Here is a 21696-nt window from a genome sequence, read left to right as displayed (position 1 = left end):
AGAAAATAAGGTGGACATATGTTCATCTTATTTTAGAAAGATTCAAAAAAATGCTAGACTACGAAAGAAAACATTTTAAAGATATCTCAAAAATAGCAGGTTTAGATGAAGCGGGAAGAGGTTGTTGTGCAGGACCGCTTGTTGTTGCATGCGTAATTATGCCTGAGAATTATACAAATAACCAAATTAATGATTCAAAAAAGCTTAATCCCAATAAAAGAAAACAGCTTGCTAAAGAAATATTAGAAAATGCTATTGATTTTTCCATTGTATTCATAGCCGCTCCTGAAGTGGATAAACTTAATCCTAAACAAGCTTCAAAAGAAGGTATGTTTAGATGTATAAATAATTTAAAAATCAAGCCAAATTTAGTTATAACTGATTTTGAAAAAATACCCAATTTATCTATAAAACAAGTTAATTTGGTAAAAGGAGATGAATTAAGCTTCAATGTTGCATGTGCTTCAATTTTAGCTAAAGTTTCAAGAGATGAATATATGATAAATTTAGGCAATAAATATCCAAATTTTGAGTTTGAAAAACATAAAGGCTATTGCACTCAATTACATAATTCAAAAATAAAAGAATTCGGAATAATTCAAGGCGAGCATAGAATGACGTATAAAAATGTTAATCAATGTTTAAAAATATTTATCAATAAACATATTAAAAATTAAATTAATAAATAAAATAATGCGATATTGGAAATATCTATATTTTTTAGCTATAAAAATAAAGTAAACTTAATAATATAAAAAAAGTATTTAATGGAGATAAAATGGAGATAGCATTACTAGTTTTGACAATAATTATTTTAATCATGTTGGCATTTTTTGTTTGTTTTGCTATTTTGCTTGTTGCAAAAAATAAGAAACAAAAAGATTTTAACTTAAATAAAATTAATGAGCAAAATAAAAATAATTTCGATTTATTAAGTGAAAATTTAAAAGCAAATATAAAAAATATAATTCTTGATGAAACCAATAATTTGAGTGAAAAAATAAACGATAAATATATTAAAAGTGAAGATAGAAGAGTTAAATTATTTGATGACTTTAAAAATTCAATTAAAGAAAATTTAGATTTATTAAAACAAGAACAAGGAGATAGGTTTACAAAATTAAATCAAAATCAAAATTCTAATTTCACTATTTTAAAGGATAATTTAACTAAACAAAATTTTGAGGCAATTGAAAAATTAAATCAAAAAATTGATTTAAAACTCAATGATATTGATAAAAAAAACAATGAATGATTTGAAAATATAAAGAGAAATATTGATGAACATTTTGAAGATAAACTTACTAAACACATTAAAGAACAATTTCAAAATATCAAAACATCTATGGATGAAATGAACAAAGGTATGACACAATTTGAAACTGTTCAAAAAAGTGTTATTGATTTAAATAAAGTTTTTAAATCAAATAAAAATATTGGTACATATGGTGAGTTTAGTTTATCGCAAATTTTTGAACACGTTTTTTCAGATTTAAAAGATAAACTTTGATTTGAACAATATGCACTTGATCCATCCTCATCTGAAAAAGTTGATTTCGCTATTAAATCAATCAGTGTGAAAGAGGAAAAAAACGGTCCCATTGAACAAGACATTATTATTCCTATCGATTCTAAATTCCCACTAGAAAGCTGAAGAGCTTATGACGAAAAGGAAAATAGAAGCGAAAAAAGCAGGCTCTTTAAAGAATTCAAAAATAATATAACTGAAAAAGCAAAAAGCATTTCCACAAAATACATAAAAGCTTCAAATAATACTACGCCATGAGCCATTATGTATCTACCAGCTGAAACAATTTATTTAGAATTAATTAAAAACGATCCTCAATTTGTTCAAAACATATTTCACAATCACAAAATTTTTATTCTAGGTCCAACAAGTATTATGGCATTTATATATAACTTTTCTATGCAAAAAGAGGCTCATAATATTTCGAAACAAATAGATAAAATTCGTGATTTATTCGTGGGTGTTCAGGATACATACTTTAAATTAACTAAAAGTATAAATGAAAGTATCAAAGGAGTAGATGGCGCTAGAAAAAAACTTTTAACTGCTCAATCGCACTCTGATGCTGTCATGAATAAAATAAATAAACAAGCAAAAGAATTAAGTTTAGAGAAAAAGGATATAGAAAGAATTAAATTAGAAGCTTCTGATGACGAAGAATAAATAGCAAAAGGCTATTTATTGTTTCGTTTAATCACCAATATTAAGGCAATTAAAGCATCAATAAGTGAAGAAAATGAAGAATAAACATTTAAATTTGTTGTAGTATATATCCATTTTAAATATACTATGTAAAAAACCGTTTCTGTCCACTATTATTATTATTATTATTTATTAATTGATTATCCATAAATGCTAACAAAACTTACTTAAAATTAATTGAGTTAATAGTTCAATTTTTTAATAGAAAATAAGAAGATTATAATATAATTATTTTCATATATATATATATATATATATATATATTACTATATACATATCCATATATAGTAAATACAAAAAACGGAAAGGATTAAATATGAAAAAAGTAATATTATTATCAGGAACAATTGCTACCTGTGCCATGCCATTAGTAGCAATGTCATGCAATACTAAGAATGAAAAAGACAAAAAACCAGAAGAACAAAAAGGCACAGAAGCTGCTAAACCTGCTGAAACAACAACAACATCAACAGCAACAACAACTGCTACTACTAAATAATAAAGTTAACAGTTTAATATTATTTTAATACCACAGCTTATTGCTGTGGTATTTTTAATTTAAATTCGATTGAATTCTATAGTTGTTGTATCAAAATATATAATCTACAATTATTTTTTTCAGATATTCAAAAGTTATTTTACTGTAATCTAATTCTTTTAAACATTCGCTTTTTATAATCGAAAATCAGTATTCGGCCTCCTATTATCCAAGGAATTTCCTACACGGGATAATAAACATTTTCTCCCATTTTATTTATTTCGTCTATATAGATTTTTGAAGTGTATTGAAATCTATGGTCTGAATGAATAACAAAATCTTTATCAATAGACATAAATGTATTTATATTATCCATAACTAAATGAAGATCATTATTAACAGATAATTTAAAATCTTTGATTTTTTTGGTCTTATGCTCAATTATTACAGATAAAAATACGTGGTTATCCTTACGTCTTTAGGGGCTTTTATATATGAAACATCAGTAGCAAAAATATTTCTATTTAATTTGTCATTGTAGTCGCGTTTAACAATATCCGGCAGCACGAATTTAGTGTTCTTAATTTCGTTTTTTCTTCTTTGTTTTCTAATTTTGCATATTAAATTTAATCTCTTAAAATCTCTTCTAAGACTTCGAGGGTTAATATAAATATTATATTTCATAGAAATATAAGCACTCAACCTTAAGCGACATATCTGCCTTTGTTATCAAGAAAGGCTTTTCTAATTATTGTGTCGTTTTTTGTATTCCTTAACTTTTATAACTCTAGTTTTAGATTTTGCTACTGCCTGCCTGCATACATTAAAAATTTTTGCAGATTTGATATAGAAAATATTAAGTTTTTTTGGCTCAATATAATTTTTCTATTTTTAGTTTGCTTTCAACCAGTCATTTAGGTCCAGACTTTAAAATTTGTTATGGTTTTAACAGTGCTTACAAATTTTTCTGTATAATTTAATTTTTATACGTACGTATATATTATAGAAAGGCATTATATGAATTTTTTAACAAAAAATAATCGCTCTTTTAAAAAATTGACCGGTGTTCTTATCACTCTATTTGTTTTTTCTATAATTCTTATCATTGCTAGTTTTATGCGTCCTAATGATATAAATGAGAATAATGTTAACGCACAATTATTTGGAAATGGATTTTTAACTGGTTTTTACATTTTAGATGTGAAAAAAATATTATCACTAACCTTAAGCGGGGTCTATGAATTTATTAATAAAAGTGAATCTCCAAGCATGATAGCTGGTTTCTATTTAGGAACAATATTAATTATCTTATTTTCATTACAAGCTTTATATGCTGGTTTCCTCATCGTGTTGTCAGTTCTTAGATCTATATTTTCTAAATCTCTTGTTGGAATAATATTAACCGCTATTCTTGTTGCTGCATTCTTTATAGCTATTATTATAATAGCAACAATTGGTAAGTCTTATTATGATTTTAATAAAGTTAAAGCTATGTCTATAGCTGGTTCTGTTTTTTTAATTATATCAAGTGTACTAAGTTATGCAGCAAACAATTTTGTAAACGAGAAAAATAAAGAAAATAAAAAATAAATACAATTTTAAAGTTATAAGTGTAGTGAACCCCAAAAGTTGGACTAAAAAACTATTTTAGGAATGATGCCTATACATTTTAGGTGTCATTCCTTTTAATTTTGTAATTATTCTCTTTTCATTGTAATATTTTACATATTTATGGATAGCTTTTTCTAATTCTTCTAATGAGCCAAATTCGTATTCATGCCCATAAAACATCTCATTTTTCTCACGTTCCCCACTTAAGTATAAAAACACAAAAAAGGAGAATTTAATGAAATTATTTATTTGTGAAACATGTGATAAAAAAATTGATGAAGGGTCGACAAGCTACACTGAGTGCAAAAAAGAAATTATTAAAATTTATGAAATTCCAGAGGAAACCCAATTAGCAAAATCTGAACCTGTGCAGAAGGCGCCACAAATAGTGATACAAAATAATATGAATCTGCAGCAAATGAATATGGCACCTGTTAAAGTAAAATCAGATTCAAATGGTCTTGCTAATGCAGGAATTATATTTGCTTTCATTTTCCCACCTTTAGGTCTTATTTTTTCACTTATTGGCCTATATAAGTCTAAAAAAATGAATGGAAAAGGAAAAGTATTATCAATAGTAGGAATTTTTATCTCAATAATAACACTTATTTTGTTTATTTCAATTCTTGCTTCTTCATCAAAATAATATTAAGTTTTAGAAAATGATTAGTATAAAATTTTTAATTCTTTTTAATGAAATAACTCTCATATTTAGAGAGTTTTTTAGTATCAAAAAAGTAGATAAAAACTAATAGGAATAACCCAAATGGTAGATACAAATAGTAATTTTATTTTTAAAAATGTTTCTACGTAAAAAACACAAAAGTGTTAATTTTTTTGCTATTATAGTAAGCGATTAAATATTTATTTATGTTTAAAACACAAAAAAGGAGAATTTAATGAAATTATTTATTTGTGACACATGCAATAAAAAATTCGATATGGAATTAACAAATTGTACTCAGTGCAATAGAGAAGTGAAAATGTATGAAATCTCAGAGTCAACACAATCAGTTAGGCCGGAATATCAGTCACAAATATACATGCAAAATATAAATAGGCAGCAAATGTCATCAGCATCTGATCAGTCAAATGATTTTGCTATAGCCGGTTTTGTATTATCATTCTTTTTTTCGGTTTTAGGACTTATTTTCTCATGTATTGGTTTGTCAAGGTCTAAAAAAATAAATGGAAAAGGAAGAAAATTATCAATAGCAGGAATTTGTATTTCAATAGTTAGCATGGTCATATTTTTTATAATTGCATTGTATCGTTCAGCACTGCTGCGTATACATTAACTAGATTAAGTTATAGTTAGTAGTTATATACAATTTTAATTATTTTAAATCAAAAGCATCCTGGTTCAGGGGCTTTTTAATTTGTAATAATATTTATTTCATAAAAAATGTCTTTAATGAATAAAAGTATTATCGTTAAAAATTAAGTAAAAAGAATTTTTTTGAACGATAAGAAAAATATTTAGTTATTCGGAGGCATATTTTATTATCAATATAGTAAAAGCTCCATTAGATTTATCTGTTTCATAATAATGTTGATGATTTGTTATTGATAAATTTAAAAAGTAACCTTTTTATTTTAAAGTAAGTTCAAAACAGACGTTTAAATTATAAATTTATACTTTCAATTTTTTATTTGCATTGTAATTATAAGTATAATTTTATTAAATTAATAATATAAGAGGGAAAAAATGACATTACTAGAACACGCAAAAAAACTATTTGAAAAGTTAAAAAAAATTAGAAGACAGATACATAAAAGTCCTGAATCTGGTTTTGATTTACCAAATACAACAGCACTTATTAAGTCAGTTTTAGATGAATACAACATTAAATATGAGCATTTGGGTGATACTTATGCAATTGTTGGCTCTTTAGGAGACAGCAAAAAAGGTAAGACAGTTCTTTTAAGAGCTGATATGGATGCGGTAAACGTTAATGAAGAATCTGGTCTTGATTTTGCAGCCAAAAATTCAAAAGCTCATTTATGCGGGCACGATATTCACACAACTTCTTTAATTGCTACTTTAATTATGTTGAAAGAGCGCGAAAGCGAACTTAATGGAGAAGTTAGATTTTTATTTCAACCAGCTGAGGAAACCTTAAATGGCGGAAAATTAATGCTTGAAAAAGGCCTTTTAGATACTAAAATAGATGCTGGATTAGCTTTACATATGTGGCCTAATGGTGAAAAAATGGGTATTATAGTTCAAAAGAAACAAGTATTGGCATCAGCATTAAATTTTAGAATTGAAATACAAGGTAAGGGCGCGCATGGAGCTATGCCTTATAATGGTATAGATCCAGTTATTGTTGCCTCTGAAATTATCGGAGCCTTTAATATAATGGTTGCACACGAGTTGCCATCAAATAAGTCAGCATCTGTGTCTATTGGAAACATTAGCACCCCGGGCGGTAATGTAAATGTTATCCCATCAAAGGTTATTTTAGAAGGTACTGCACGTTCACTATTTAATGAATCAGCAAAACATGTTGAAAAAAGATTGCCAGAGATTGCTTCACATATTGCAAAAGCTTACAGAGCAAGTGCTAATTTTGAAATCTTGGCAAGTGTACCTGCGTTAGTTAATACTCCAGAAATGAGCGAAATGGTGTTTGATAGTGCACAAAAAATACTTGGTAGCGATTATGATGTTAAATATTCTGAACCAGAACTTGCTTCAGAAGACTATGCTCATATAGCTAGTGAATTACCAGAAAGTTGCTATTTCTTTGTTTCATGCCCTCTTCCTAATGAGTCAAATCAAATTTATCCAGTCCATAATCCGCATGTTCGTTTTAATGAAGAAGCTTTAATTATTGGACCAGCTACATTAGCGCAAGCAGCCATGGATTTCTTATCTAAATAACATGTTTATTTTTCCAAATAATGTTCAAGATTGAACGATATTAATATTAGAAATATTAGGCACTATGGCTTTTTCTGCCTCTGGTGCAAGTGTTGCCATTAGCAAAAAAATGGACCTTTTTGGTGTGTGTACTTTGGGCGCAGCCACAGCTGTTGGCGGGGGAATTATTAGAGATATAGTTCTTGATAAATTTCCACCAGCAGCCTTTATAAATCCTATTTATTTGGTTGTAGCTTTTATTGTATCTTTATTTGTGTTCTTTTTTAGTGGCAGTAAAATTAGCTCACTGGCTAAAAAGATTTATTCACTTGTAGATGCTGTTGGTTTAGCAGTTTTTTCAATTGTTGGAGCTATAAATGCAATAGAAAGTAATAATTTATTTTTAATTGTTTTTGTTGGAGTTATTACTGGTGTTGGTGGTGGAATGCTTAGAGACATTTTTGCAGGAAGGATTCCAATTATATTTCAATCTGATGTTTACGCAACTGCTTCTTTAACAGGTGTATTAATATTTGCCTCTTTATATCGTTTAAATGGTTATGTTGCAGCAGGCGTTGGTTCATCAATAATTCTTGTAATTAGAATTTTGGCCATTAGATTTAATTTGTCTTTACCCAGAAAAAAGTAGTGTTGTGCTACTTTTTAATTTTACAAATTTACTTATTTTGCAATGTTAAAAAACGAATCAGACATCAAATTTTAAAGAATTAAAATTAACAAATAGGCATGAAAAATAATATTTTTGTCAATAAAAAGTATAAAAATATACATTAAACCCTGATGATAAGTTATTTTGGAAAAAGATGAAAATTTATATTTATGGTTTGTAACTAAAATATCTAGAATAAATGTAATTGTGGATTAATGATTTTGGTGCTAGTTTTGCATTAAAAATAGCAAAAAATGTTAATTAATATATATTTGATAACTACAGATACAATGCTTTGATTTTAAACAAGTTTATAATATGTTTTTAAAGTAAAATGCATCTTTCGCTTTTGTCCATGCATTTTACTTTAAGAATTTATAAAATAGTATTTTTATTTTATTATTTTTAAAGTATAATAGTTTTACTTTAATGGCGGATGTGGTGAAGCGGTTAACACAGCGGGTTGTGGTCCCGTCATGCGAGGGTTCGAATCCCTTCATCCGCCCCATTTTTTTTATTTCTTTTTTTTAGTAAAATCTAATTGTGATAAATATAGAACCTCAAATATATATAGTTAAAAAATCAAAATTTATTAGCTTTATTTATGAAATTAATTCTAAAGAAGAAGTAAAAAAACTTAATGATCAATTATGAAAAGATCATAAAAAAGCTACGCATATTTGCTATGCATATACTTTTTTTAGTATTTCACAAAATAATGGCTTTAATGATGATGGAGAGCCAAGCGGAACAGCTGGAAGACCAATGTTAGATCTTTTAAATAAAAGATCTGTCAATAATGTAGTAGTTTTTTCTGTACGCTATTTTGGTGGCATAAAACTTGGCGGTGGCGGGTTAATTAGAGCATATGTAAAAAGCGCAAATCTTGCAATTGACGAGTATTTGAAATTTAAAATGAGGAATAATGATAGCAATAATAGGTAAAATCGGTGTAGGCAAAAGTTTCTTTTTAAACAAAATGAAAGAACGTGGTTTGAAAGTTTTTAGTTGTGATGAATATATAAGAGAAATTTATCATAAAAATAATGTTGGTTATAACGCTATAAATTCACAAATAGGGTCATTTTTAAATGATGAAAATGGAATTTCTAAAGAAAAAATTAAGGAATGAATCTACGTAAATCCTAGTAATTTAGACTTATTAGAAAAAATCATTTATCCACTTATTTTTAAAGCTATAAATTTAGGAAAATTTCATTTTGTTGAAATACCAAAAATAATTGGAAAAAATTTTGATTTTTCTAATCTTTTTGATAATATTGTTTGCCTGAAAATACCTGAAAAAAATAGGCAAAAAAATTGGAAAAATAGGAATGTGGATAACTTCCTAAAAAAGCAAATAGATGCAAAAAACGATCCAAAAATAGTAAAAAATGCACTTTTTGGTAAGAAACCCATTGTGGATATCTATGCTAATAACTGACAAAGCGAAAGTACTATTAATTTAATTTTAAATTTAGTTTTGCCAAATCGTTAAAATAGAATTACAACCTTTAAAAATGGTTATAAAATGAGGAGGAAAATTATGTTAAAAAAATTGCATTATCCATTCTTTACTGTTCAATTAAATACAGCAATTAATGGGGAAGATTTAAAGAACCTCCGTAAGTTTTATGCACCTATTTTAGGCAGTAATTCAATTTTGCTTTATGAATACCTTAGAGATTTAACAAACATATCTTCTTATGAGTCTGGAATTTTTGATTTTGATAGTCTTACTTACTTGTTAAATATGGATATAAAAATTTTAAATGATGCCAGAATTAAGCTTGAGTCAGTAGCTCTTTTAAGCACATTGATTGATGAATATAATAGAAAAACTGTTTTTGTACTTGAAAAGCCGCTTGATAGTTCAGGATTTAGAAAGAATTTATTGCTTGCTAACAAATTAATTCAAACTATGGGCAAACAAAATTTTGAAAGACTTATGGGAAAAGAGAAAAATGCTTTTTTATCAAAGGCGAAATATTTATTAGATGCTTCTGCTAAGTTTGATGATGTTTTTGCATCTGATAATAATTTAGATTGCGAGTTTAGTAATAGTTCAATGTATGAAATTGATTCTCGTGATGTCGACACTAGTGAAATTAACTTTTTTATTCAGGAAAAATTAGATCTCAATACTTTTGAGTTTCCAAATCCATATGAGGCTATTTTAAAGACTGATTCAAGATTTTTCTTTTCTCAAGTTTCTGGACAAATACCTGATGAAAATATAGTCAACTTAATAAAATACAATAGATCAATGGGTTTTCATGATTCATCAATTAACTTAATTTTTTATTATACATATGAATCTAATGGTAAAATAATTTATTCTTATGTAAAAAAAGTTTTATCTGATTTATTAAACAAAAATAAAATAACATTTGAAGATGTGGAAAAACAACTTGATTTATTGTTTGGAAATAAAAATAAATCTGTTTTAGGAAAAAAAGAATTATTTAAAGCAACTTATTTACAATCATTATCAGTAAATAATTCTAAATATAGATCATATGAAAACTTAATTGAAGATTAGGAGAGGTATGAATAGTCAAGATATTGAAAAAAAAATTGGTGTAAATTTCCTTGATGGAAACAGAGACCAAGTAGATCAAAAAGTATTAGACGTAATTAAATCACATCCAAAACTAGTTAAAGCAATTAATAAATTAAAAATAACAGACCAAGAGCTACTTGATAATATAGTGGCTTTTTTGAATATTAAAGATTCGTTAGAATATTCTCAAGTCTATCCTTGGACATATAATATTTTGCGTCATCCTATCACAGGGGAAATTATCATAAAAAGAAAAGCGGCTAAAAATAATGTTGTAAAACATATAAAAAGAAATATTAATCTGATTTTAACTGATATAAATAATCCTAATTTAGACATTAAAGTTAGTCAAATTAGAGGAAGCACACCAGGAAGAAAAGAATTGGCAAAATGAATTAAAAATTCTAGAGAATTATTAGAAAATAAAAAAATCATAACCAATGATAATCGTATATTTGTTTTTGGTAAAAATGGATCTGGTAAAACTTTTATTGCAAGTGCTATAGCTAATAATTTCGCAACTAGAGGAATTAGGACTGCTTATTTAAGAACTAATGATTTGTTTAATTTTTTAAAATCCAAAATGAACAACAGTATAGAAATTAGTGAAATTTTAACAACTTTGAAAAATGTACCTATGTTGCTGCTAGATGGAGTTGGTTCTGAAAAACATAATAAGTGATTTAAGTATGACTTTTTATATGAAATTTTACAATACAGAACTCAGTATAATAAACCTACTGCAATTTTTTCGATTTTTAGTCCAATTCATTTAAAAAATATTTATTCAAAAATAGAAAATGATAGCAGTAATAATTTTAGATTAGATGCTTTAATTTATGAAATGTGTTCTAGGGCAAAAGTTTTCAATATTGATGATAATTTAGAGTTTATGTAAATTAGCAAGCAGTTGCTCATTTTTTTATTATATTAAGGGGAAATATGATTGTGCGTGAAGGAATTATTTTGAATAATGTTCAAGCATTTGATCATTCATTTGAAGGATTAGGTGTAATAAATATAGATGGCTATAGAATTTTTGTTGACAATTTATTGCCAGGAGAATATGCAGATATTCTTATTAAAAAAAGCAATTCGAAATTTGCCTTTGCTAAAGTTGTTAAAAGACATAATGATTCGCCACAAAGAATAGATATTAACAATGAACAATTAATGGCATCTGGTGCAGTTTCTCTTAGTAATATTAGTTATGAAAATCAATTATCTTTTAAACAAAAAGTTGTCGAAACATTATTTAAGAGAAACTTAAATATAGATATTGTTAAAGATATTTTACCTTCTAGAGAAAAATGAAGATATAGAAATAAAATAACTGTATTTATAAAAAAAGCAAAAAATGGCTATAAAACAGGACTTTTTGAAAAAAACACTCATAATTTAATTGAACAAAAAAATTATTTATTGGCATCAACTGAAGTTGAAAAAATATTGCTATTTGTTAATGAATATTTTAAAAATAATAATCCATTTGATAGTAAAAGTTTTCCAGAATCTTTGACTATACGTGAAAGTAATTTAAATAATAATAAATTATTGATTTTTGACGGCAAAGATCAATTTTCTTTAAATAAATTATTTATTAAAGAACTTAAACATTCTTTTCCTAATATAAAAAACATTATTGCCTTAAATAAAGGTAGATTTATAAAAAAATATCTTGATCAAGAAACATTTATTATAGATAAGATTGGTTCTTTTAATTTTGTTATAAATTACAATAGTTTTTTTCAAGTTAATTCATATCAAACTCATAATTTATATAATTTACTAATTGATAATTTAAATATAAAAAAAACTGATGTGGTTCTTGATGCTTACTCTGGAATAGGAACAATTTCTTTATTTTTAGCTCAAAAAGCTAAAAAAGTTATAGGTCTTGAAATAATTTCTGATGCCGTTAAAAATGCTATGGAAAATGCAATTCTAAACAATGTTAATAATTCAGATTTTTTTGCTGGGGACGTTATTAATTCTATTAATAAAGTTAAAGATAAAATTGATATAGTTGTAGTTGATCCTCCAAGAAGCGGATTAGATAAAAAATTTTTGAATAAAATTATAGACCTCAATTGTGATCAAATTGGATATATTAGCTGTAATCCAAATACATTGTGTAGAGATTCAAAAATTTTGGTTGAAAATGGTTATGAATTAGTTTTTATTCAACCTTGTGACATGTTTTGTCAAACCCACCATGTAGAGACTGTTGCTATTTTTAAAAAACTTAAAAAACCTGTTTTATAATAATTTTCGTCAAAAATAGGGACAGACAAATGTGTAAAATATAATACAATTTATATATTGTATTATTGTCCAGCATGAATCTTTATAATGGTAAAATTAATATATTATGAAAATGAATTACATTATTTTTAAAAATCAAAAAATGCCTGTTTTTGCTGTTGATAATAAAAAAGATACAACATTGTTGTTTCTTCATGGTTTAAATTCAAATAGTCAATTTATAGAACCTTTATTAGAATTTAATCATAATTTTAATATCGTTTCTGTAAACTTTACAGGTAGCAAATATTCTCCAAAAATTAAAGCAGAAAAGATAATATTAGAGGATTGAATTGATATTGCAAAAATAGTTTTACAAAATATTAAAACTAAAAATGTTTATATATTAGCCCATTCGATGGCTGGAGCAGTTGCTGTTAATCTTGCAAATGACAAGAGAGTTAAGAAAATTTTTATGCTTGCAACTGTTAATTATTCTATGATGAAAAACAGTTCTTATTCCCTTTTAAAAAATGTAATAGGCACTGCTGAAAAAGGCCCGTCGTTATTTGGCAAACTATTTGTTTGGGGTGCAAAATTTAGTAAGAAAGGTCAAAAATTAACAGAATCATTTAGCAGAAAAGGCAAATGATATAACTTACTTGAAAAGTATATTTTAAACCCAGAATTTATGGAAAAATTAGATGCTAAATATAGAGAAATTTCTGATAAATTAATATTCATTATAGGCGATAATGATTCAATTATTGGAACTGATAATTTTATTAATTATGGAAATGAATTGAAAGTTACTTCATTAAAGATTGGCTATACACACTCTCCTATAAAAACAGCCCCTTACCAAATAAATAATTTTTTAAATCTTACAATAAAATCTAAAAAACGTTTTTGACCATGAGGTTCTCATGTCAAATTTAGCAAAAATGTTGATGATTTTTCACCTATGTATGATGCTGAAGATTTAGAAATTAAAGATATTATGTGTGAATTTGAAAATAATTAATTTGTTTTTTAAAAAGGACTATAAAAATGGAATATGAGAAATTTGAAAATGAATTAAAAATGGTTTTGTTATCAAATAACGCAAAAAAATTAATTTATAAATTAATTGATTCTCCATACCGTTTTTCATCTAATCTACATCCTTTTGACTTTAAAGTAAAATTTGAACAAGCATTTTTGAGATCTCAAGAAAATAAATATTACAAATTTATTACTCAGTGCGCAGCAAATATGATTGCGTCATATAAAAACAAAATTATTGAGAGTAAGATTGTGATTAATAGAACTATTCCAAATAGTGAAAATGAAGAATATGAGATTCTAAAAGCAAATTTCACTCATGTTTTTGTCGATGATGTAAACATGAAGATAATTGCAATAACACAAAAGAAGAGAGATATTTATTCGTCTAATGAAGCATTAAAAAATTGAGAAAAATTTAAAGAAAGTCTATCTATTATTTCAGAAGCTTACAGCAATTATAAAATTGATGGATATTTATGGTTTATTGATCCAGAATTTAGAAAAAATGAGTCTTTTTATCATCAAAATAGTGTTATTCAAGAAAGTGATAAATATCACTATTGTGCTAGATATGGATCAGAATTATTTTCAATTTTTAATAGTCGAGAGGATTGGAATGAAATGGAATTACATATTGAAAAATTTAAAAGGCAACAGCATAAATATTTTTTAAATATTCCTGATTTGAACACTGACCCTGAAGCATTAGAGGCATTAGTTGAATTAAGTGAATCTAATTGAGAAAAGTTAAACTCGCCTTTGCCAACATATATGTTTATTCGTAGGTCAATTTTTGATGAATCAGATCCTAATTCCAACTTATTTAAAGCCATTAAGTATAGACAGATCAAGTTAGTTTCGAATGATGAAGATGAGCTAAAACTTGGTATTATGAGATATGAAAATGAAACAAAAGAGTAATAATTAATTATTCTTTTTTTATATTCTAATGATATCTTTTTAAAAATAAAATATAGTAGAATATAACTATAAAAAAGGATTTTTAAGTAATGGATAAAAGAACAGGACTAAGGTTTGATAATAAATTCGAATCTGCATTTGATGAAGAAAAAATAGTAAAGTATACTGATTATTTAGTTGAATGAATTAGGCAAAAAGTTACAGAGGCCAATTGTAAAGGATGTGTTGTTGGTATTTCTGGAGGAATAGATAGTGCACTTGTCGTTTCTTTGTGTGCAAAGGCATTTCCAAATAATACCTTGGGAATCATTATGCCAATTGACAATATGAACCATGATATAAATGATATTAAGGAATTAGAAAAAAGATTGCAATTATCCTTTAAAACAGTTAAATTAGAAAAAACTTATAATGAATTAACTACCGAATTAAAAGACATAAATAATCAATTATCTATTAGCAATATCAAGCCTAGATTAAGAATGACTACACTATATGCTTATGCTCAAGAAATGAAATATTTAGTAGTAGGAACTGACAACGAAGATGAATATTTTATAGGTTATTTTACTAAACATGGTGATGGTGGAGTTGACATTTTGCCAATTTCAAGATTGCTTAAATCAGAAGTAAGGGTTATGGCAAATTATTTAAGGATCCCTGAAACAATTATTAATAAAAAACCATCCGCCGGATTGTGAGAAAATCAAAGTGATGAAGATGAGCTGGGATTTTCTTATTATGAATTAGATAAGTATTTAATGAATGATTTTAATAATATTAGTTCTGAATCATTATCAAAAATCAAAAAAATGAATAAAATTAATGATCATAAAAGACATTTGCCACCAAGACCAATGGCAATTGATGAATTTTTTAAAAATAATTAATTGTAGTATTAAAAAGCATAAAAAAGGAGATATATATGGCAGGACACTCGCATTGAGCAGGTATTAAACATAAAAAAGGTGCAAATGATGCAGCAAGAGGAAAAATTTTTCAAAAAATGTTTAAGGAAATTTATGTAGCTGCAACAGCATCTGGAGGACCAGACCCAGATTCTAATCCAGCACTTAGATTAGCTATAGCGAAAGCAAGAGCAAAAAGTATGCCTAAGGCTAATATTGAGAGAGCGCTTGATAAAGCAAAAGGTAACGCAAAAGAGGGTGCTAATTTTGTTGAGATTTTGTATAATGCAACAATAAGTGGTGGAGCTTCCTTTTTAGTTGTTGCATTAAGCGACAACATTAACAGAACAACTAGCAACATACAAGCTTTATTTAATAAGCAAAACGCCAAATTAGGAAAAACAGGAACCGTTCCTTTCCAGTTTGACCATAAAGGTATTTTAGAAATTTCTAAAACATTAGTTGATGAAGAAACATTAACCCTTGTTTGTTTAGAAAATGGAGCCGAAGATGTTGAAGTTCTTGATGAATCGTTTTTAATTACAACAGCACCTGAGGATTTTTCAAGCTGCAAAAGTGCTGTTGAGTCAAATTTAAACATAACTGAATTTTTACAATGTGAAGTAACTTATATTCCAAATTCAACAGTTTCATTTGAAGGAGAGAAGGCAATCAAAATTCAAGATTTTATTGCTAAACTGGAAGATGATGACGACGTTCAGGAAGTTTATCATAACATTGAGTTTTTAGATTAATATGAACTGATATAAGTTATGACATGGGGTGCATGTTTCTACAGGCAGAAATATAAATTTAACCCACTTTATTTTTATTTTAATCGCTATTTTGATAATAGTTACTATACCATTGCTATTTAATTTAATATTTGCTTTTTCTAAAGAAAAATTAAGTAAAAAAGGCACTGTTTACTTATATGCCTTTATGTCAGGTTTTTTCATCACAATGGCATTGTTTGGTTTTTTAAAAGAATCATTAGAAATTAGTTCTATTTATGCTCCTGTTAATGTTCCAAAAGCAAACGAAAGTAAGTTTGTTATTTATGGATGAAATATTTTAATTGTTGTAGGTGGACTTATTCTAGGATTGTTTTCTGCTTGAGGAATGAGAGCACTTATAAAATTGTCGGTTGAAAAGAAAATTTCAAAAGATACTACTGCTAAGACTTTTTTACATGTTCATGATTTTTCACATGAGAATGAACATGATCATCATAGCAATCCCGAAAATCATATTTCTCCATCACATGAGGTTATAAAACAGGTTAATTCGGAAAATAAACCTCAATATAAATTTGTTGCAATTATATTATTATTGTTGCACAGAATACCTGAAGGCTTTTTAATTGGTTTCATTATTAGTGGTATTGAAAAATATGGCATTACATCAACATCTATAGCATTTTTAATTTCATTAATATTACATTTAATACCTGAACAAATACTTTTTTACTATAGACAAAGAGAAATAGGTTGATCAAGAAGAAAGTCACTCGTTGTTTCATCATTATGTCTACTATTATTTTTACCTTCTATGCTTATTGGAGCATATGGAGGCTCTGGAATTCATCAAATATGAGAGTTAAAAGGCATTGTTCAATCTTTTATGGCCGGAATATTTATTTTTATAAGTATTTTAGAATTCTTGCCAGAGTTTTATCATGCACATCATAATAAGAAAATTGCAAAGTTTGCAATTATATTATTTATGGTCGGATTAATATTTGCAGCTTTTGTGTTGTCTTTCCATCAACACGGTCAGGGAGTTTAAGAAGAGCTTTTTTATTAAAAGTTAAAATGCAACATAACAAATTAAATCATATTTTTTAAACTTAAGTTTACAATAAAGCTGTATTATCTTTTTTACAAAAATAATAAAATAAAAGCAAGTATAAGTGTATGTTTCACTTGATCTTGCTTTTTTATTTATGCTAATGGATCTCAAGGTTCCAACTCAATAACAGGTTGCTTAAGTCCTTCTAGAACTTCTTCTGAGATATACTGAGGATCAACTATGACAGCAAAACAGTATTCAGTAAATCATTCATCACTCATTGAAAAGTAACCTTTATTGCCATGTTTATCACCTCATGAATTTTCAACTTCTCACTTGATAGGTTTCCCATTATTGTCTAAATCAACACCAACAAATGTCATAGCATGATTAGGGGTAGATAATCTAAAGTTTAATCTATCTTTTTTTGAAGGAATCTCAATTTTTAGTGTTTCGATGAATGAAAATAGTTCAGTATCAAAAATTCCTAATTTGTTATCATTAAACATTGTTACATCACAATCAAATCACACCGGATTTCCATCTTTTAATGATTTAATAACAGCGCTTTTAATTTCATCAATTTTTGTGTTTAAGGCAACAACGCTTTTTTCTTCTATAACTGATTTATAGTACTTTGATACATAAAGACGGTTAACAGGGTAAATACCTCTTGGATCATGAATTAGATTAATTTTTTCTAAGAATTTCTCACCTACAAATCTTTTAGCAAATTCTAAAGGAGTTATTTCATTTATTCTATGAAAATTTTTGTCTTTATCACGATATTCAAATGTAAATTCTCTTGGAGGAACACCAAGAGCTTTTGCATTAATCGCAAAAACTGTTTCTAAGGCCTCCATTTTTATTTCTCTAAGTTGGTCAGGATTTTTGCCTTGAGAACTTGCATCTCTTATTTTTTTAGCAACTGAAATTAAAAATAAATCTAACACTTGATTAAGTTCATTAGTAGATGTAGAAGCATTTGTTTCATTCATTGCAGATTTAGGCACAAGACCATATTTTTTAATTAAGCCTTGAGCTCATTCTCAATAACCACCATCTGAAACAGTCATGTCCATAAATGAAACAAAAAGTCTATCATCATATTTTAATTTAGGATTTTGAATAATCAATTCTAAAAATGTATTAGATTTTTCTAATTTGTCTCAAAAGAATAGAAAGTTTTCAGAAAATTCAAAATTTTCAATATTAAGAACTTTTAAAACATTTGTTTTAAGCATATTTGTTGCTGAGAAAATTCAACATCTTCCAGATGATTTTTGATCAGTTATGCCTGCTTTAGGAACTTGGATAGAAAATTCGTTATTATGTTTTCTTAAAACATCATTATTTAATGTTGAATTTTTAATTCCATTTTTTGTAATTGAATTTTCAACTATTTTATTGTTTTTATCATGAAGATATTTTTTATAAAATATTTTAATTTCTTTGTCTGTTATTGTCATGAATTCCTTTCGTTATTTAAAAAATTATAATGGATTACAAAAATGTTAAAACTTAAAATAGTATAAAATTTGTTTATATTTATTGATATATTTTGAAATATAAATAACAAAAAATACAACAAGGAGTTTTATGAATTTCATTGATAAGGTTAAAAACAGAAAATCTATTAGAAATTTTATTAAAAACAAAGTTATTGATGCTAAAGAAAAACAAGATATATTAGCTGCAATAAACAATGCACCAGCAAGTAATAATTATTTTGTATCTAGTGCAATAGTTGTAGAAGATATTAAGTTGTTAGAACAATTAGGTAAATTGCTTCATCAGAAGCATGTTGCCGATTCTTCTTTGTTTATAGTATTTTTAGCAGATTACAATAGGATAAAAATTGTTAATGAAATAGAAAACAATAAGGACAAAAATAACTCATTAAATTTAGCAATAACTGCTTTTGGTGATGCTTTTATTCAGTCTGCAATGGCACAAGATGCAGCAATAAATAATAATCTTGGGACCTGCTATATTGGCGGAGTTAGACAATATATTGAAGAAATTAGACAAATTTTGAATATTAAAGGCAAGGCATTGCCAATAATAGGACTTGCAATTGGCTATCCCGAAAATTCATTTGGACGTGTTAAACCTAAAATTCAGCGAGTATTTAAAAATAAGTATGATATAGAATCAGTAAATTCATCTATAACTCCATATAATAAAACTCTCTCTCAATATTATTTTGAACAAAAATATGACTTTGATTATATTAAAGAAGTTAATAAATATATAAATGATGACAATTCAAAGATTGATGAAATTATTAAAAAAATTCTTCAATTATTATAATCTAATAAGCCTATAAAACAGCTTAATGAGAAAATAATTTTTATTTAAAAATAAGTTTAGATTCTTCTGTCTAACTTATTTTTTTAGAAACAAATTTATTGCTTAAGAATTAAAATTTGTTAACATAGTAATATCACTAACTTGAAGATTTATTTTTGTTTTAATTTAAAAAAATAAATAAAATTTAGACTTTAAAGATAAAAAGGACCGCAAAATTTATGACATTAGAACAGATCTTTGGAATTTATACATTAGATGTTAATTATCCTATTTCAGGATGAATAGCTTGAACATTTGCCACAATTTCTATTATTTTGACAGTTATAGTTGGGTTGCCTCAACTTATATATTTACTAAAAAATAAAGACACTGGAGAAGGAGTTAATTTTTATTCATTTTGAATAGTATTTACTGGATCAATAGGATGAATGCTAATCGGTTCATGGGATGTTGCGCCTGTTAAAATGGCTGCTTCTGCAATAGCGAATATGTTGTCATTATGCTTATTCATTTTCACAATTTATTTTACTTATAGGTATGCGCGAAATGAGCAAAAGAGAAAAAAAGCATGAATAGCAGCATTAGTTTCTAGTTTAATTGTTGTTGCAGCAAGTGCATTAGCAATATATGGATTGGTTGGGAAGAATTCTAAAGGGGAAGCATTGAAAATGTGGCCGCAGCTTCATGCCGTTTGTGTTGTAGTATTTCCAATGTTTACAACATTTGCCTTTTTCCCATCAGTAATCAAATCTCTTGAACAAAAAAGATTTATGGGTATGTCAAAGGGTATGTTATTTACAATACTTTCTATTAATGTAACATGAATAATATATAGATTTAATTTAGGTATCAATAATAGAGAATTCACTTCTGGATTAATAACAACAATGGTTTGGCAATTTGTGTCTTTATCAATTTATTTATCACAGGTATATTTATTAATACTAAACTGATGACAAAAGAAAAAAATAAATCACAATTAAATATATAAATTTATCTTTCATATATGTGTTTTTTAAAAAAATAAATAAAAAATCCAAGTTGAGTCTTGAATTTTTTTTATTCTGTATATTTATCAAAAAACTCAATAACACCATCTTCATTTGATGATGAAACGACAAATTTTGCAGCCTTTTCAGTCTCTTCTGAATGAGATTTAAGGGCAACAGAGTAGGCAACTTGCCTAAAAGCAGGAATATCATTATCTGCATCACCAAACATAATTGAGTTTTCGTATATATTTTCACCATTTAAATATTTATTTTTTAAAGAATTTATTGCCGTTCCCTTATCGCATCCTTTTGGCATAATATCTAAGCAACCTTTTTGAGATGAAATAGCATAAATATCATCTGATAGAGCTTGAATTTTAGATTTTAATTCTTGGAGTTCTTCCTTACTTAATGGATCTATTAAAAGTAAAAATTTAATAACAGGCTCATCTAATTTCATATCAACAGGTGGATTATTATATTCTGTATAATCTGCGCTTAGTTCATTTAAGGGATAAACATTTGGATAGATAACTTTTTCAAATCACTCTTGCTTAAATTTTTGAATTCCTATCATTTTTTTATCAAAATACATATAAAGATTTATGTTGTATTGTAAAACTATTGATAAAATTTTTTGACTTATTTCTAAGCTTATAGGTTTAGAATAAAAAACTTCCTTTTTCTTTCAATCATACAAAAGTGCACCATTCAAACCTAAAATTGGAGTGTCAAGCCCCAATTGTTGATGAAATCTTTGACATAAATATCATGAGCGTCCTGTGTTAATAATAACTTTATGATTTTTTGATAATTCTTTAATTTTTTGTACAACTGATTCATTAATTTTTTTCTCTTTATTTAAGAGAGTTCCATCCATGTCAAAAAATAAATATTTGATTTGATTTAGTTTAACTTTCATGAAAAGCCCCTTTCATTTAGCAAAATAATTATAAATTATAAACACTTATTTAGAAACATACAAAGGCATTAAATGTTATGGAGAATAAAAAAATGAAAAATAGCAAAAAACTTTTTTATAAAAAGAAATTTTTTTCATTT

23 protein-coding genes, 1 tRNA gene and 1 pseudogene are annotated in these 21696 nt (G+C 26.4%); 21 read left to right on the top strand and 4 right to left on the bottom strand.

The window, feature by feature from the left end:
• The first annotated feature begins 50 nt into the window (after nucleotides 1–50).
• The 3 genes from JS510_RS02965 (at nucleotide 51) to JS510_RS02955 (ending at nucleotide 2729) form a co-directional block, all read left to right on the top strand.
• The gene (locus tag JS510_RS02965) at nucleotides 51–677 is read left to right on the top strand and encodes a ribonuclease HII (RefSeq protein WP_205517271.1); all 627 of its coding nucleotides are present in this window, start codon (nucleotides 51–53) and stop codon (nucleotides 675–677) included.
• Between the two features lie 101 nt (nucleotides 678–778).
• Nucleotides 779–2191, top strand: a complete 1413-nt coding sequence (gene rmuC / locus JS510_RS02960) for a DNA recombination protein RmuC (RefSeq protein ID WP_205517270.1) — start codon at nucleotides 779–781, stop codon at nucleotides 2189–2191.
• 355 nt (nucleotides 2192–2546) lie between these two features.
• Nucleotides 2547–2729, top strand: coding sequence for a hypothetical protein (locus JS510_RS02955; protein ID WP_205517269.1), 183 nt, complete (start codon nucleotides 2547–2549; stop codon nucleotides 2727–2729).
• 220 nt (nucleotides 2730–2949) lie between these two features.
• On the opposite strand, the gene JS510_RS03365 is transcribed toward JS510_RS02955, so the two are convergent.
• The gene (locus JS510_RS03365) at nucleotides 2950–3084 is read right to left on the bottom strand and encodes a hypothetical protein (RefSeq protein WP_269802019.1); all 135 of its coding nucleotides are present in this window, start codon (nucleotides 3082–3084) and stop codon (nucleotides 2950–2952) included.
• Nucleotides 3085–3725: 641 nt separating this feature from the next.
• Here JS510_RS03365 and JS510_RS02945 point away from each other — a divergent pair.
• The gene (locus tag JS510_RS02945) at nucleotides 3726–4298 is read left to right on the top strand and encodes a hypothetical protein (protein WP_205517268.1); all 573 of its coding nucleotides are present in this window, start codon (nucleotides 3726–3728) and stop codon (nucleotides 4296–4298) included.
• Between the two features lie 57 nt (nucleotides 4299–4355).
• Here JS510_RS02945 and JS510_RS02940 read toward each other — a convergent pair.
• Nucleotides 4356–4508 (bottom strand): annotated as a pseudogene (locus JS510_RS02940) (IS3 family transposase); the annotation flags it as partial.
• Between the two features lie 46 nt (nucleotides 4509–4554).
• Here JS510_RS02940 and JS510_RS02935 point away from each other — a divergent pair.
• The 15 genes from JS510_RS02935 to JS510_RS02865 all read left to right on the top strand — a co-directional run bounded on the left by JS510_RS02935 (nucleotide 4555) and on the right by JS510_RS02865 (nucleotide 17326).
• Nucleotides 4555–4965 (top strand): DUF4190 domain-containing protein, encoded by a 411-nt coding sequence (locus tag JS510_RS02935; protein ID WP_205517266.1) that lies wholly within the window; start codon nucleotides 4555–4557, stop codon nucleotides 4963–4965.
• 253 nt (nucleotides 4966–5218) lie between these two features.
• Nucleotides 5219–5617: a DUF4190 domain-containing protein gene (locus tag JS510_RS02930; RefSeq protein ID WP_205517265.1), complete on the top strand. Its 399-nt coding sequence runs from the start codon at nucleotides 5219–5221 to the stop codon at nucleotides 5615–5617.
• A gap of 410 nt (nucleotides 5618–6027) precedes the next feature.
• Nucleotides 6028–7206, top strand: a complete 1179-nt coding sequence (locus tag JS510_RS02925) for a M20 metallopeptidase family protein (RefSeq protein ID WP_205517264.1) — start codon at nucleotides 6028–6030, stop codon at nucleotides 7204–7206.
• Nucleotide 7207: 1 nt separating this feature from the next.
• Nucleotides 7208–7834: a trimeric intracellular cation channel family protein gene (locus JS510_RS02920; protein WP_205517263.1), complete on the top strand. Its 627-nt coding sequence runs from the start codon at nucleotides 7208–7210 to the stop codon at nucleotides 7832–7834.
• Nucleotides 7835–8287: 453 nt separating this feature from the next.
• Nucleotides 8288–8363: transfer RNA gene (locus JS510_RS02915), tRNA-His, on the top strand.
• A gap of 35 nt (nucleotides 8364–8398) precedes the next feature.
• Complete coding sequence (locus tag JS510_RS02910; protein ID WP_205517262.1) at nucleotides 8399–8800, top strand: YigZ family protein; 402 nt, start codon at nucleotides 8399–8401, stop codon at nucleotides 8798–8800.
• On the top strand, nucleotides 8781–9353 hold the full coding sequence (locus tag JS510_RS02905; RefSeq protein ID WP_205517261.1) for a dephospho-CoA kinase: 573 nt from the start codon (nucleotides 8781–8783) through the stop codon (nucleotides 9351–9353). Before JS510_RS02910 ends, JS510_RS02905 begins: the two co-directional genes overlap by 20 nt.
• A 48-nt stretch (nucleotides 9354–9401) precedes the next feature.
• Nucleotides 9402–10397 (top strand): DnaD domain protein, encoded by a 996-nt coding sequence (locus JS510_RS02900; protein WP_205517260.1) that lies wholly within the window; start codon nucleotides 9402–9404, stop codon nucleotides 10395–10397.
• A 7-nt stretch (nucleotides 10398–10404) separates the two neighbouring features.
• Entirely contained in the window at nucleotides 10405–11316 is a 912-nt protein-coding gene (locus tag JS510_RS02895) for an ATP-binding protein (protein ID WP_205517259.1), read from the top strand.
• 44 nt (nucleotides 11317–11360) lie between these two features.
• A complete protein-coding gene (gene rlmD / locus JS510_RS02890) occupies nucleotides 11361–12683 on the top strand; it encodes a 23S rRNA (uracil(1939)-C(5))-methyltransferase RlmD (protein ID WP_205517258.1) in 1323 nt (440 codons plus the stop codon).
• Between the two features lie 106 nt (nucleotides 12684–12789).
• Nucleotides 12790–13686, top strand: a complete 897-nt coding sequence (locus JS510_RS02885; protein WP_205517257.1) for an alpha/beta fold hydrolase — start codon at nucleotides 12790–12792, stop codon at nucleotides 13684–13686.
• Between the two features lie 26 nt (nucleotides 13687–13712).
• On the top strand, nucleotides 13713–14630 hold the full coding sequence (locus JS510_RS02880) for an HpyAIV family type II restriction enzyme (RefSeq protein ID WP_205517256.1): 918 nt from the start codon (nucleotides 13713–13715) through the stop codon (nucleotides 14628–14630).
• An 89-nt stretch (nucleotides 14631–14719) separates the two neighbouring features.
• Complete coding sequence (nadE, locus tag JS510_RS02875; protein WP_205517255.1) at nucleotides 14720–15520, top strand: NAD(+) synthase; 801 nt, start codon at nucleotides 14720–14722, stop codon at nucleotides 15518–15520.
• 35 nt (nucleotides 15521–15555) lie between these two features.
• Entirely contained in the window at nucleotides 15556–16293 is a 738-nt protein-coding gene (locus JS510_RS02870; protein ID WP_205517254.1) for a YebC/PmpR family DNA-binding transcriptional regulator, read from the top strand.
• Nucleotide 16294: 1 nt separating this feature from the next.
• Nucleotides 16295–17326, top strand: coding sequence for a ZIP family metal transporter (locus tag JS510_RS02865; protein ID WP_205517253.1), 1032 nt, complete (start codon nucleotides 16295–16297; stop codon nucleotides 17324–17326).
• Nucleotides 17327–17481: 155 nt separating this feature from the next.
• Here the strand turns inward: JS510_RS02865 and JS510_RS02860 are convergent, their stop codons facing one another.
• Nucleotides 17482–18798, bottom strand: coding sequence for a C1 family peptidase (locus JS510_RS02860; protein WP_205517252.1), 1317 nt, complete (start codon nucleotides 18796–18798; stop codon nucleotides 17482–17484).
• Between the two features lie 130 nt (nucleotides 18799–18928).
• On the opposite strand from JS510_RS02860, the gene JS510_RS02855 reads away from it, so the two are divergent.
• Together JS510_RS02855 and JS510_RS02850 are read left to right on the top strand one after the other, a co-directional pair.
• On the top strand, nucleotides 18929–19642 hold the full coding sequence (locus JS510_RS02855) for a nitroreductase family protein (protein ID WP_205517251.1): 714 nt from the start codon (nucleotides 18929–18931) through the stop codon (nucleotides 19640–19642).
• A gap of 218 nt (nucleotides 19643–19860) precedes the next feature.
• Complete coding sequence (locus JS510_RS02850) at nucleotides 19861–20625, top strand: PQ-loop repeat-containing protein (protein WP_205517250.1); 765 nt, start codon at nucleotides 19861–19863, stop codon at nucleotides 20623–20625.
• A gap of 76 nt (nucleotides 20626–20701) precedes the next feature.
• Here the strand turns inward: JS510_RS02850 and JS510_RS02845 are convergent, their stop codons facing one another.
• The gene (locus JS510_RS02845) at nucleotides 20702–21556 is read right to left on the bottom strand and encodes an HAD family hydrolase (RefSeq protein WP_205517249.1); all 855 of its coding nucleotides are present in this window, start codon (nucleotides 21554–21556) and stop codon (nucleotides 20702–20704) included.
• Nucleotides 21557–21696 lie beyond the last annotated feature (140 nt).

It is taken from the genome of Mycoplasma tauri, from assembly GCF_016925555.1.
Taxonomy (GTDB): domain Bacteria; phylum Bacillota_I; class Bacilli_A; order Mycoplasmatales; family Metamycoplasmataceae; genus Mycoplasmopsis; species Mycoplasmopsis tauri.
The sequence above is the reverse complement of the archived record's forward strand: the minus strand, read 5'-3'. Positions and strand labels throughout refer to the sequence as shown.